The sequence below is a fragment of the Mucilaginibacter sp. R-33 genome (genome assembly GCF_049949235.1).
In the GTDB taxonomy this organism is placed as follows: Bacteria; Bacteroidota; Bacteroidia; order Sphingobacteriales; family Sphingobacteriaceae; genus Mucilaginibacter.
Genome location: NZ_CP188089.1, coordinates 1,185,989 through 1,199,148, shown reverse-complemented (window position 1 = coordinate 1,199,148; position 13,160 = coordinate 1,185,989). Strand labels below are relative to the sequence as shown.

The following is a 13,160-nucleotide window of genomic DNA, read 5'->3' as shown; positions in this document are numbered from 1 at the left end:
AATTATATCAAGCTAAAAGCATAACGCTGAAGGCCGATTGACAGATGGAAGGGTGTACATGATCTGCAGCAGTCCAACCATGGCACAGTGTTGATTTATAGCACCGTGCCAGGTTATTATATACATACACCCTATTCCAGATACAAACAATTGGCAATCAGTCCTGTCCAGCCGGTTTGATGTGCGGCACCTAAACCAAGACCTGTATCGCCATCAAAAAACTCATAAAACAAAATGTGATCTTTAAAATGCGGATCGGTTTGCAGTTTGGAATTTTTACCATACACCGGCCGCTCAGCATTTTCGTTTTTCATAAACAGTTTGGAAACCCGGGCATATAGTTCGTTAGCTACCTCTTTCAGGTTCATAAAATTTCCCGAGCCGGTTGGGCATTCTATTTTAAACTCATCGCCATAAAACATATGGAACCGGTGCAAACTATCAATAATCAGGTAATTGATGGGCATCCAGATAGGGCCGCGCCAGTTACTGTTACCACCAAATAAACCGCTGTCACTCTCGCCCGGCACATAGGATATGCCAAATTCAACTCCATTTACCGAAACGTGATAAGGATGTTTAAGGTGATACTTTGAAAGTGAACGGATCCCATAGTCGCTTAAAAACTCATTTTCATCTAACATGTATTTGAGCAATGACTTCATCCTGTAACCACGCAGCAAACTTATCAGGTGCTTACCGTTGCTCCCCTTCTCATTCCAGCGTGAAACCAGCGATGCAAGATCGGGGCGATTTTCGGCAAACCATTTCATGCGGTCTTTAAACACCGGGCTTTCCGTAATATCTTTTTCATCTAATACCTCGGTAGCAAACAGTGGAATCAGCCCTACGATGCTCCGTACCCGCATTTTAATAGAACCATCATCAGGGAAACGGATCTGATCATAAAAAAAGCCGTCGTCATCATCCCAAAGGCCTTCATTGTTTTCGCCCAGGTTTGACATGGCCCCAACAATATAAATGAAATGCTCAAAAAACTTGGAAGCGATATCAGCGTAAGCTTTGTCGGTTTCGGTAAGCTCGGTGGCAATGCGAAGCAGGTTAAGCGAATACATGGCCATCCAACTGGTGCCATCGGCTTGTTCTAAATGCTGCCCGGAGGGTAAATGCATGTTACGGTCGAAAACGCCAATATTATCCATGCCCAGGAAACCACCCTCAAAAATATTGTTCCCCGATTGGTCCTTACGGTTAACCCACCAGGTAAAATTGAGCATGAGTTTGTGAAAAACCCGCTCCAGAAAATAGGTATCTCCCTTACCGTTATTGTTTTCTTTATCAGTTTTATAAACGTTCCATACGGCCATGGCATGTACCGGAGGGTTTACATCGCCAAAGTCCCATTCATAGGCCGGCAACTGGCCGTTAGGGTGCATATACCAATCGCGGGTAAGCAAAATCAACTGATTTTTGGCAAAGGCCATATCAACGGTTGCCAGCGGCAGGCAGTGAAAAGCCAGGTCCCAGGCTGCAAACCAGGGATACTCCCATTTATCGGGCATCGAAATAATATCACGGGTATTCAGATGTGCCCACTTGCTGTTACGGGCCTTTTCTCTTTGTGCGGGAGGCCGCGGCATCCCTTTATCGCCGCCCAGCCAATGGCGGATATCTGAATAGTAAAACTGCTTGTTCCATAGCATACCGGCAAACGCCTGCCGCTGAATAAGGCGACGATCAGGGTTCATTGTAGCGCCATGGATATCATTATAAAATTGATCGGCTTCTGTTTGACGAATATCAAAAACCTCGTCAAAATCCTCGAAACTATAATTGGCATCTTCAGACAGGCGCAAACGCAAGACTACACTTTGCCCCGCCGGGATATTCAGATCGTAGTTTACCGCTGCTTTGGTACCCATATTTTTAGGGTTTACGGTATTCTCACCACGTACAATATAATCGTTTATACCGTCTTTATAATATTTACGGCCATCATCGTAATTATATAGTCTGCGCGAGTTGGTTTCATTATCACAAAACAATAGTTGACCGCCGCCCTCGGTATGCAACCACATTTGACCAAGATCTTTATGAAAAACACTTACTGCTTTATCTGAAGAAGCCGACAGATCAGGCTTACGCGAGTCATATCCCCAGCCCCAGGTATTGCGGAACCATAAGGTCGGCATTACATTAACCGGTGCATCTTTATCACTGCGGTTATGAACGGTTATTTTTATCAGGATGTCTTCCTGGGCGTTTTTTGCATATTCGGTAAATACATCAAAGTATTCGTTACGATCAAATATCCCCGTGTCCATTAGTTCGAACTCCGGATCCTGGCGGCCACGACGTTTGTTCTCATCAACCAGCCATTTGTACGGAAACTCATTTTGCGGATATTTATATAGCGTTTTCATGTATGAGTGCGTAGGCGTACTATCTAAATAATAGTACATCTCTTTTACGTCTTCACCATGGTTACCTTCGGGGTTACTCAGGCCAAAGTAGCGTTCTTTAATAATAGGGTCTTTTTTGTTCCACAACGCAATTGCAAAGCAAAGGTATTGCTGCCTGTCGCAAATACCGGCTATGCCCTCCTCACCCCAGCGGTAAGCCTTGCTGCGGGCCATGTCATGGGTAATATAGTTCCAGGCATCACCGTTGGCACTGTAATCCTCACGCACGGTACCCCACTGGCGGTCGCTCACATAAGGTCCCCACTTTTTCCAGCCTGTATCCTTTAACCTTGATTGTTCTGCATTCATAGTATAGATAGCAAATTTACACTATCCCCAATTTAAGGTAAGTGTTTTGCAAAGTAGATTTAATTAGGTAAAAATACGTTAAGGTACGGTTTGTTTTACCGTACTATGAAGAATAGGCAGAATTTGAAGGTTGTTATTCGTTTAGTGCTATCGCTTCGACCAGTGTCTAAACAACCCACTGCAAACTAAAAACTGCCAACTGATTTATGCCCAGGCGTTCCTTAAAAACCTGAGCCAGTTGCCATGCATCATATTTTGGATATCCGCATCCGTATAGCCACGTTTTTTTAACAGATCCGGTACTTTTTGCAAATCGGCAATTGTTTCCAGGTCATAAGGGCACTGCTCCCTGCCAAAAGCGCCGTCAAGATCGGTGCCCATGCCTACGTGCAGGGCATTACCGGCTATCTGGCAAATATGATCGATATGATCAACCATGACTTCCATATTACAGTTCATTCCTTTTGGTGTGGATACACCCCTCACCCAGCCCGGCACCATCATCCAGGCATCAAGGGCTGCACCGATTACCGCGCCACGGCCTATCAGGGCTTTGATCATTTCATCACTGTACTGGCGGTTATGGTTCACCAGCGCACGGCAATTGTTATGACTGGCCCAAACGTGCCCATTAAAATGATCAAGTGCTTCCCAAAAGCTGTCATCACATAAATGGGTTGCATCTAAAATGATGTTCAGGCGCTCCATTTCTTTCAATAATTCATGACCTTTTGGCCCCATGTAACCGGTAGCATCCGTGCCCTGCGCATACCTGCCGGGGCCATAATGCGCTGGCCCAACCGCCCTTAGGCCATAATTATATGCCCGCTCCAGGTATTTAACAGTTACTATAGAGTCAGCGCCTTCCAAACTCAAAATATATCCCACCGGCTTCTTTTCCGCCGGTGTGCCATCATTCCAGAGCTCCAGATGTTTTTCAAGTGATGACAAATCATTCACCTGCACCATTTCCCCGGCATCTTCCATGGCTTTATACCAGGCTACCTGTCCCTGCGTTTGCGCCCAAGCCTGCTCAGGTGAATGCCAACCCGGCAAGGGATTATCCGGTGCTACGTAACGACCTATCTGTGTAGCTACTACCAGGCCAATGTTGCCTTTACGTAATTCGGGCAAGGTAACAACCGCTTTGGCGCGATCGGGTTTATCAGTTAAACCTCTCTCGCGTTGGTTTACCTCAGCCAGCGGGCGCGTGAGGTCGCGGTTCCACTCCAGTGCGTTCATGCTTAAATCTAAATGGGCATCTACAACAAACATTGCTTAGGGGAAATTAAATGGTGATCTTGCGGTCGCGGGCCTCGTTGAGCCACTCGCCGCTTATATTTTCGTGCTCAATAGTATAAACGCGCTCGTATAACGCAACAGTAGGGCAAATATGGTGCGGAATACCATAAAGCACATCGCCTACCTTATATTGGTGATTGGGTCCCGCTTCAACTACCAAATGTTCTTCACTTTGGCTTACCGGGTAAAGTTCGGGCGCATTTAAAAAGTAAATGCGTTTACTTAATTCATTTTCTGCCGAAACCGACTTATGCCCAACATCCAGACAAAGCTTTGTTGCGCCGGGCAGAGAGATTACACGTGTAATAACCAGTGCGGCAGGCAAAAAATCCTGCTCGGGCATACCCACCTGGTAGCCTTTGTCCCAGTAAACAAACGTACCGGGGCTGCATTCAACGTATTTACGTTTAGTGTGAATGGAAAAAGTTGGCGAACCACCAGCCACGATAACCGGTTCGGGATAGCCCTTACCTTTTATGGTTTGTTGCAATTTAAGTACGGGGGCAAATGCAAACTCACAGCGTTCGGCCCGTTTTTGCAGATCGACATCATGAATGTGGCCGTCATAAGCGTGCAAGCCTACCGGGTTAATACCCGGCAATACACCGCAATCCATATAAAGCTGCAAAGCTTCAAAACCTGGCGTTATACCTGTACGGTCCATACCTACGTTCAAGTCCAGATAAACATCGACATTAGCATTAAATCTTACCGCTTCGTCAGAAATCTCCTTTGCCGATGTGGAGTTATCAACCAAACACGAAAAACGCGTATGCGGATAAGCATGGATCAGCCTGATGAAACGGTGCAGTTTAGGCCCCTGGGGTTGGTAAGCCAGCAAAACATCGGAGGCCTTGCTTATGGCCAGCAGTTCGGCCTCGGCGATGGTAGCGCATTTGAACTTACTGATGCCGGCCTCCAGCAGTAAAGCGGTAACTTCGGCATTTTTATAGGTTTTAACATGTGGGCGCAAACGCTTAATATCATCAATCATGCCGGTAAGCGTGGCTATGTTTGTTTTAACCCTGTCGGGGTAAACCACCAGTGCCGGGGTATCCAACTCATCAATATCCTGTATATTATACCAGTTAACGGTCATGGTTTAATTATTTTTTCATGTAGAGACGCATAATTGCGTCTTCGAATATACAGAGCCGCCATTATGGTACCTCTGCAAGCGGGATACGCAATTATGCGTCTCTACAGAATGGAAATTGTAGATTTTATTCTAATTCAAACAGCGCTTCAATTTCAACGGGGATATTATCGGGTAATGAGCCCATACCTACCGCGCTGCGTACGCCTATGCCATTCTCCTCGCCCCAAATTTTGGCAAAAAGTTCACTTGCGCCATTTATGATGAATGGGTGCTTTTCAAATTCGGGTGTACAGTTAACCATACCCAACACTTTTATAACACGTTTTATCATATTGAAACTGCCGATGTTGGCTTTAATGGTAGCAAGCATAGTTAAAGCAACCTGTTGTGCGGCGAGCTTGCCAGCTTCCTGGCTTACGGTATCACCAATGCGGCCAATAATCAGCGAAGCATCATCCTGTACCGGACCATGGCCCGACAGGTATAAATATTTGCCATCAACTAAACATGGTTTATAAACGCCAAGTGGTTTTGGTGCAGGCGGCAGATTTAAACCCAGCGCTGCAAAGTTTTCTTCGGGAGTGTTCATGAACGTAAAACTATTGTTTTTAAGTAAAAAAGTATCCATAAAAAATAATTTTACACGAATGCAGCCCACCGAAGAGAATTTAATTCCGAAAAATTAGTTTAAATAAAAAAGCCGGGGATCTCACTCCCGGCTTCACCAAATCAACTAAGTAGTATATATAATCTCAAAATTTAAACGACACTCCAAAATTGATAGCATAATCGGCAAATGCCGCGTCGCCGATAACATATTTACCGGTGGCTATCGAGTTTTCTTTATCAGTAACACTTTGTGTGCGGTCGCGTTTCAGGGCGATGGGCACGCTGGCAAAAATGCTCACCTTTTTAAAGGCGTAGCTTAGGGATGGCTCGGCCGAAATAATATAACCCGGGCGGCGGAAAGCATCGCTTTTACCGATCAGGTCATGAACAGGGATCCCTTCAATACGACCGCCTGCTGATATAGTGAACACATGCGCTATGGTGTAGTTAACACCTAAACGGGCAAGATACTGATCAGGCACGCTTGAAATAGCTTCGTTTGCAAGCGTAGCGCTTAATGTTTCGCGATAAGTACGAGTACCGTTGGTATTGCGCGGGTTGCTCATGTAATACAGGTTACTATACCCGCTAAACCCACTGCCAAAACCCAGGTAGCCATTTGCTTCGGCAATGATGCCAACGCCGCCATCGCCTAACTGGATAGATTGATCAACAGGGCGTTCGGATGGGATCACGTTGTAGAAATGTGATTTATAATTAAAATCGCCGGTAGGCAGCTTAATACCTAAACCAACCTGGATATTACCATTGCTTTTGCGGCTGTCAAACAACCACCTGTTAACAACGATGCGGGCATCACCAATACCTTGGGAGTATGACTTACGGCGCTCTTTACCGCCATGCTCATATAATGAAGAACGGGTGTTAACAAGGTACGGTACACCAACAGATACCGACCAATACTGATTAAAATTACGGGTAAGGTTTAGATCAAAAGTATGCTGATGGTTAATCACCTCGTTACCTATCACCAGGCGCTGCTTTTGCTCATCGCTGCCTTTAAAATGACGGAACGATTTAAAATAGCGCCACGAAGCGGTAAGCTCCCAGCCTTTGTATGAGGTATCCTGAGTAGTATGCTCCATGTTGCTGAACGGGCCATCAGCCTTAATGGCAACACAGCCCTGGGCATGCACACCAGTATAAGTTAACGTCAGGCATATCGCTGTACAAAAAAGAAATTGTAAAGTATGTTTCATAATATAATGTTTACGTTAAGGCGTTTTGTAAATGATTGGTTAAATAAAGCCGGGGATTCACGCCCGGCTTTAATCGACAAGCCAATTCTTTATTTAATTCTAAAAGTTACTCCTACGTTAATGGCATAATCTGCAAATGCAGCATCACCCTGGGCATAAGTTCCTGTTAAGCGGGTTGTAATTTTATCCGGTACACTTTGAGTGCGGTCGCGTTTTAATGCTACAGGAACAAAAGCATAAATTGAAAATGATTTAACACGATAGGTAACGCCGGGCTCGGCAGAGATGATATATCCAGGCCTGCGGAAGCCATTACTGCCACCTACTAGGTCATGCACGGGCAAGCATTCGTAACGAACACCGGCCGAAAAATCAAACTTGCTGACACCATAACTTGCACCACCGCGGATCATTACCTGGTCGGGCACACTCATTACGTCGCTTCCATTGGCAACCGCCTTGGCACTTGGCGTACCCCCACGGGCCGATGACACACCATTTTGCTCCCTTGGACTAATGAGGTAGTAAAAGCCTCCGTATAAGCCAAACTGATGCGTGAAATTATAATATGTATTAATCTCGGTAGTGATACCGGTGCCGCCATCACCTAACTGGATAGACTGATCAACGGGACCAAGGGTTTTGCCATCATTGGCAGCTGTATGGTAAAAATAATCCTGGTAATTATAGTTTCCGGTTGGCAATTTTATACCCAACCCAACCTGGATATTTCCGCGACGCGCCTTGGCCGGGTTTAGCAGCCATGCATAAGCGGTTAAACGTACATCGCCCAAACCAAATGAATGAGTTTGCAAACGTTCTTTACCGCCATGCTCATATAATGATGAACGGCTGTTGTCAACTATCGGCAAGTCCACAGCAAACGACCAACGGTTATTGAATATGCGGGTTAAAGTAAGATCCTGCGTATATGAATGATTAATTACATTAGTTCCCTGCGCAATACGTTGTTTTTGCTCTTTGGTACCCACAAAATGTTTATAAGAACGAAAATACCGGTTATTACTGTTTAACAGCCAGCTACCGCTATTGGTAATACTATCGGGATGTTCATCCATAGTACATAGGCCACCCGTACTTCTGATGGCAACACAGCCTTGTGCGTTTACTTTTGCAAAGGTTGTAAATATGATGATCGTTATAACGCCAATAAATTTCAGGACCGGTTTTTTCATAGTGTTATTAAAAGTGTTGGTTTGCATTTGCAATTGTTTGGTTAGTAAGTTTATAGGGCAGGGTAATTTTCACCCTGTTCAGTAGATATTTTTTTGTTTTGATGATTTAGCTTGCTCTTAAATGTGAGGTATGTTTAAAAGGCCAAAGTATAGATCCGGCAGGGGCTTTCTTAAGTGCAAACCATAAGGCCAGCAATATACCATAGCTCCCGCCACGTTCTATCCACTCAAACATTTCGTATTTGGGATAAAAGAGCTCGCTGGATATTTTCCATATAATAAAAACGAGGAGTACATTTTTAAAAGGACGAATAAGCACCGCAAACGCGGCCAACACCTCAAACAGGCCAACAATCAGGGCTGCTTTAGCGGGATCGGCAAAACCAAGGGCGTGGTATTGGTTCAACAAACCTTGCTTTTGGATGAGGTTAAGCCAGCCATGCCCTATCAGCAGCATAAAGGCAAATACCTTTAACCAGGTAACAACCTTATGCAGCGTGTCAGCATTAATACTCACGCTATCATCCATACGGGTAAACCATTGTTTTCTTCCGGTCGGGAAGCCGCCCTGGATCAGCAGCAATACAAATGGAGCTCCGTAATTGCCGGCCCGTTCAATGAACTCGGCAAAAGGTTCGCCTGATAGTGGTCGCATAGATGCCGTAGCCAGTCCCCAAACCACCAGCCATGCAGCAACGGCGCGGGTTGGATAAACCAGCATAGAAATCCCCATCAATATATCAACGGTACCTACATATGGCATAAGGGCATAGGCCATTTCTTTACCTATTCCAAAAACACCAAAGTAGTTACACCAGATCTGCTTGGTGATAATTCCAAAAGCACCATGCCCAATGAAACACATAATCACCGCAAGGCGAAGTGTGAAATATATCTTTTGATCCTTTGTTAAGCTGCGCATTGTTTATTCGTCCTCAAATCAACATCCTGTTATTTCGCGTCTGCCCTATCAGCCTTCCCTCTGTTAACTGCGTACTGGCCAACTTTATTTCCGGTTACCAAACCAACTTCGCAGTCGCTACGATAATGAATAGCCCCATACAACCTCGACATAGCCGCCGCATGCGCCATATCGGTAAATTTACTCCCCCTATCAGGCAGCAAATAGGTTAGCACAGTAGCAGCCGCACCGCTAAAGTTAGAGTGGCCTGATGTATAAGCCGGGAAGTTTGGCACCCCGGTTAAGGTTTTGATATTTGGATTGGCTTGCGACGGACGCTGGTTAAAGTAAAAATATTTGGTATCCCAGCATACAATAGCAGCATCCATTTCGGCCATGTTTAACAAGGCAAAGTTACGAGCCCAGCGTACTTCGCTGTAATTTTGTTTTACAAATTCATCAGCTGCAATAGCATTCCAGTGACCTGTAGGCGTATAAGTACCAGCACCATCGGCCCAGAAAGCAACCAGCTCTTCATGATCGCGGCTATGGTCTTTACTGAATGACAATACTTCTTCTGTTTCTTTTTTAAATTCGGCTGAATTTGTTGCGTACGGAGCCGGGGGCCTGATTGCAGCTACAGTAGTTGAATCGAACAAGAAAGGCGTAACTTTTGAAAACAACGGCAGCATTGGTGGCCTTTTGGGGGTTTCCAGGCTCACCCAAAATTGCTCGCCTTTTGCAGCGGTGATGGTTTCAAAGTTTTTCCAGATAGCGGGAGAACCGCCGGCCTTGCCTGCACCATCATTACGGGCGCGGGTGGCAAATATGGCGGCTACCTGCCTGCCTAACGATTCGCCGGCAGCAAATTCGCCACGGGTATTAGCTCCTGATGCCATCCTGTATAATCTTTCTTCATCAACCTTTTGTTGTATATAGGCTACATCCGCAGGGAATAATAATTTCATGATCTCAGATGTCGCACCAGATACTACCGCGTCCTCGCTTGGGTATGAGGGCAGTTCGGATGCCGGGATCAGTGCTTTAACACCCGAGTCATTTTTATATGGTGCTGTACGTTTATAAACGTTTTTGAAATGCCATGCAGCTATCAGCGCATCATATTGTGCAGCACTTACATAAGCGTAGGCACGTGCAGCATAAGGCGGGTTTGAAAACGGAAATTCGGGGTAATTAAAAGGATTGGTAGAACTTGGAGCCGGATAAGTACCATCAGGGTTCTGGTATGGCGGTATATTATGTTTGGCTACCAGTTCGCGCAAAATCTCATTCCATCTTAATACAGAGCCCGCGCTCCAATATTGGATCTTTGACTGCTGATCACTGGTTAGATTTTTCTGTAATCCTTTGATCTCGTTCAGGTCGGCTACATAGGCCGGTGATGTAACAGCATCAGGCGCGCCTACGTTCAACACACTAAAATCTTTAACAAGCACGGGGTTCCAGGTATCGGCAGTAAGGTCAAGATTTGAGGGTTTAAGTGCGGGATACAGCGAAGTACGGTCTAAAATATCCTTTCGGCATGAGCTAAAGGTTACCGCCGCCAAAGCTGTGATTGTAAATATATTAAGTATAGTTTTTTTCATTTCATTGATCATTGATTGTCCAACCTGTTATTACTTCTCCTTTTTGGTGCTAAACACATAGTACACACCTGCAAATCCCGACCGGGTTTGGCCTACATTACGTCCGTTTAAAACATAGTTACCGCCTGCAGTAAACTCAAGTCCGCTGACAGACTGGAAACTGTATTTCAATATTAGACCAACAGCTGTGCTATTCATGCGGTTACTTGGAAAAGGCATATCGTTTTTACGGATATCAAAGCCGTTTGTGCTTGTAATCTTTGTAAAAGTGGCCTCGGCATTAAATTTGAGGCTGCGGTAGCCGCTGCTAAACATAAAGTTGGTAGCGTTTGGTAACTGCACCTCATTGGTGTAATGCATTTCGGTAGTGTAGTATGAATTTCTATCGATAGTAATATTATCGCGGCGAATGTACTGACCTGAGCCTGCCACAAAGAATCTGCCTGTTTGATAGTTAAGCAACGCACGGAGCGCTACACTTTTACTATGTAAACCTACAGATAGGGGTAAATAATCGGCCTCATAATTGGCTAACGGCAAACTACCTGTAGCAATTGCATGAACGCTGAATAAACCGCGGCCTATCTCTTCTTTTACCGCCATCCATTTAAATGAAACCATAAGGTCCTGAAATGACTTTTCGCCCCTTAAAGTACCCGCAGAGGCGTTGGTGGTTACGTAAGGCACCATAAATAGCAGGTTGATCCGGTTTGAAAGACCATAATTTCCACCCAGACTGTAAACATTGGTACTTACAGTGCCCAAATTTGGATTATCCCTTTTAAAGGTACCCTCCCAGTAGTGGTCCCAACTCCCATGGGTGTATACTGCGGCAGCACAAAAATAATTTTTAGGGATCATCAATGCGTCAGCATCGGTTTGGGCTTTGGCACATTGTGCAACAGCCATTAAAAAAGAAACTACAATACAACATCTGTAAAAATACAGCGACATAAATTTCATTACGTTTAAATAAAGGGTATAAAAAAATGGTAAAACAAAAGCCGGATCAACATTATCAACTGAAATCGCTTAACCACCGATTTGTTGATAATACATCAGCATTAAGAAGCATGATCAAAGCTGTAAACGAAACTGTTGTACCTAAAATTAACAGCACAGTTGTTGTGCAGGTTCAAACAACAAAATGATAAAAAAAGCTTTGTGTCCTTAAGAGCAGGCACAAAAATCAATTTAACTCATAATTTACAGGCAATAATCAGCAGGCAGAGTTTGGCGGTTTGCCGGGCGACTCGATGAAGGGTGAATTTACATGGTAGGCTATAGGGCGTGGTTTTACCTTTAATGTCCTTCCGTAAGATAAGAATTGGTAATGCATAACCTGGAAGCTGTATTCGCCCCCGGCGTTTATCTTTTTTTGCGATGAATCATGCCCCTTTTTACTTAAAGGCACATCGCTTATTTCTTTAGCAATAATGAGGTTTGCATTAACCAAACGGGTTTTAACACTATTGGCTATACAAATAAATGACATGGTATCCTGCGTAACCTTATAACGCAGGTAATTGTAGTAAACACCTTTTAATTGCAGTTGCCCCTGATCATGGACATAGCCACTCCAACTGTGAATTTTGGGAAGATGTACAGGAATCTTGATCTCTACAAGTTTGGTAGCGTCAACCTTATTTTCATAGATCTGCTTAACAATTTGTACTTCGGACCGGTGAATAAAATACTCAAATACTAAACTGTATCCGCCCAAATTGAACAGATGTACGTTTAATAAAAGTATCGCTATAAGCTTCTTCACCAAAAGAAATTTTGTCAGGGTATATAATTGCCAGTAAATATATGTAACAATATTGTTAAAACAAATAAAAAGTAAAATTGTATCAATCACAATTAAACGCCAGCCTAATTAGGATTTTGCCAATCTACATTAGATATATTTGCGGGTATTAACCCGTAAACTATGGATCTGATAACCCAACCCTGGCCCTGGTATGTAGCCGGCCCGCTGATAGGCCTTGTTGTACCTGCCCTGCTTATTATCGGAAATAAAACTTTTGGTATCTCATCATCACTGAGGCATATCTGCGCGGCATGCATTCCGGCTAATATTTCCTTTTTTAAGTATGATTGGAAAAAGGAAAGCTGGAACGTGTTTTTTGTTGCCGGCATTGTTTTGGGCGGCTTTCTGGCTGCACAATATCTTTCTGCTAATCATCCGGTTAATATCAATCCGCAAACCCATGCATTGCTGCAACAACATGGAGTTAAAGATTTTAATGGTTTATTACCAAAGGATATCTTCAGTTTTGGTGAACTGCTTACCTTAAGGGGTTTTATTTTTATGGTGACAGGCGGCTTTTTAGTGGGCTTTGGCACCAGGTATGCCAACGGCTGCACATCCGGCCACGCCATCATGGGAATCTCGAACCTGCAATGGCCATCGCTGGTGGCAACCTGCTGTTTTATGGCAGGCGGTTTCATCATGAGCTGGTTTATTTTACCCTACCTATTACATTTATAA

Annotated in this window: 12 protein-coding genes; 2 read left to right on the top strand and 10 right to left on the bottom strand. The window is 44.4% G+C overall.

Going from position 1 to position 13,160, the window contains the following annotated elements; all coding sequences use genetic code 11:
- Positions 1-131 precede the first annotated feature (131 nt).
- From ACP26M_RS05270 to ACP26M_RS05230, 9 genes are all read right to left on the bottom strand, one after another.
- A complete protein-coding gene (locus ACP26M_RS05270; protein ID WP_426586810.1) occupies positions 132-2,732 on the bottom strand; it encodes an MGH1-like glycoside hydrolase domain-containing protein in 2,601 nt (866 codons plus the stop codon).
- Positions 2,733-2,936: 204 nt separating this feature from the next.
- Positions 2,937-4,007 (bottom strand): dipeptidase, encoded by a 1,071-nt coding sequence (locus ACP26M_RS05265; protein WP_426586808.1) that lies wholly within the window; start codon positions 4,005-4,007, stop codon positions 2,937-2,939.
- 13 nt (positions 4,008-4,020) lie between these two features.
- Complete coding sequence (locus tag ACP26M_RS05260; RefSeq protein WP_426586806.1) at positions 4,021-5,133, bottom strand: D-TA family PLP-dependent enzyme; 1,113 nt, start codon at positions 5,131-5,133, stop codon at positions 4,021-4,023.
- Positions 5,134-5,257: 124 nt separating this feature from the next.
- Positions 5,258-5,761: a RidA family protein gene (locus ACP26M_RS05255; RefSeq protein WP_426586804.1), complete on the bottom strand. Its 504-nt coding sequence runs from the start codon at positions 5,759-5,761 to the stop codon at positions 5,258-5,260.
- Between the two features lie 124 nt (positions 5,762-5,885).
- Positions 5,886-6,962 (bottom strand): hypothetical protein, encoded by a 1,077-nt coding sequence (locus tag ACP26M_RS05250; RefSeq protein ID WP_426586802.1) that lies wholly within the window; start codon positions 6,960-6,962, stop codon positions 5,886-5,888.
- A gap of 89 nt (positions 6,963-7,051) precedes the next feature.
- Positions 7,052-8,158 (bottom strand): hypothetical protein, encoded by a 1,107-nt coding sequence (locus ACP26M_RS05245; RefSeq protein WP_426586800.1) that lies wholly within the window; start codon positions 8,156-8,158, stop codon positions 7,052-7,054.
- Between the two features lie 106 nt (positions 8,159-8,264).
- Positions 8,265-9,080, bottom strand: coding sequence for a hypothetical protein (locus tag ACP26M_RS05240; RefSeq protein ID WP_426586798.1), 816 nt, complete (start codon positions 9,078-9,080; stop codon positions 8,265-8,267).
- A gap of 29 nt (positions 9,081-9,109) precedes the next feature.
- A complete protein-coding gene (locus ACP26M_RS05235; RefSeq protein WP_188832627.1) occupies positions 9,110-10,666 on the bottom strand; it encodes a phosphatase PAP2 family protein in 1,557 nt (518 codons plus the stop codon).
- Positions 10,667-10,696: 30 nt separating this feature from the next.
- A complete protein-coding gene (locus tag ACP26M_RS05230; protein WP_426586796.1) occupies positions 10,697-11,575 on the bottom strand; it encodes a transporter in 879 nt (292 codons plus the stop codon).
- Positions 11,576-11,655: 80 nt separating this feature from the next.
- On the opposite strand from ACP26M_RS05230, the gene ACP26M_RS05225 reads away from it, so the two are divergent.
- Positions 11,656-11,817 (top strand): hypothetical protein, encoded by a 162-nt coding sequence (locus ACP26M_RS05225; protein ID WP_373613370.1) that lies wholly within the window; start codon positions 11,656-11,658, stop codon positions 11,815-11,817.
- A gap of 68 nt (positions 11,818-11,885) precedes the next feature.
- Here ACP26M_RS05225 and ACP26M_RS05220 read toward each other — a convergent pair whose 3' ends face one another.
- A complete protein-coding gene (locus ACP26M_RS05220) occupies positions 11,886-12,437 on the bottom strand; it encodes a hypothetical protein (protein WP_373613369.1) in 552 nt (183 codons plus the stop codon).
- Between the two features lie 162 nt (positions 12,438-12,599).
- Between ACP26M_RS05220 and ACP26M_RS05215 the strand changes: the two genes are divergently transcribed.
- On the top strand, positions 12,600-13,160 hold the full coding sequence (locus ACP26M_RS05215; protein WP_426586793.1) for a YeeE/YedE family protein: 561 nt from the start codon (positions 12,600-12,602) through the stop codon (positions 13,158-13,160).

What these genes read in the sequence shown, in the direction of transcription:
- ACP26M_RS05265 (WP_426586808.1), bottom strand. Translation starts at nt 4,007, where the DNA reads ATGTTTGTTGTAGATGCCCATTTAGATTTAAGCATGAACGCACTGGAG.
- ACP26M_RS05225 (WP_373613370.1), top strand. Translation starts at nt 11,656, where the DNA reads ATGGTAAAACAAAAGCCGGATCAACATTATCAACTGAAATCGCTTAAC.
- ACP26M_RS05240 (WP_426586798.1), bottom strand. Translation starts at nt 9,080, where the DNA reads ATGCGCAGCTTAACAAAGGATCAAAAGATATATTTCACACTTCGCCTT.
- ACP26M_RS05245 (WP_426586800.1), bottom strand. Translation starts at nt 8,158, where the DNA reads ATGAAAAAACCGGTCCTGAAATTTATTGGCGTTATAACGATCATCATA.
- ACP26M_RS05230 (WP_426586796.1), bottom strand. Translation starts at nt 11,575, where the DNA reads ATGGCTGTTGCACAATGTGCCAAAGCCCAAACCGATGCTGACGCATTG.
- ACP26M_RS05255 (WP_426586804.1), bottom strand. Translation starts at nt 5,761, where the DNA reads ATGGATACTTTTTTACTTAAAAACAATAGTTTTACGTTCATGAACACT.
- ACP26M_RS05270 (WP_426586810.1), bottom strand. Translation starts at nt 2,732, where the DNA reads ATGAATGCAGAACAATCAAGGTTAAAGGATACAGGCTGGAAAAAGTGG.
- ACP26M_RS05250 (WP_426586802.1), bottom strand. Translation starts at nt 6,962, where the DNA reads ATGAAACATACTTTACAATTTCTTTTTTGTACAGCGATATGCCTGACG.
- ACP26M_RS05235 (WP_188832627.1), bottom strand. Translation starts at nt 10,666, where the DNA reads ATGAAAAAAACTATACTTAATATATTTACAATCACAGCTTTGGCGGCG.
- ACP26M_RS05260 (WP_426586806.1), bottom strand. Translation starts at nt 5,133, where the DNA reads ATGACCGTTAACTGGTATAATATACAGGATATTGATGAGTTGGATACC.
- ACP26M_RS05215 (WP_426586793.1), top strand. Translation starts at nt 12,600, where the DNA reads ATGGATCTGATAACCCAACCCTGGCCCTGGTATGTAGCCGGCCCGCTG.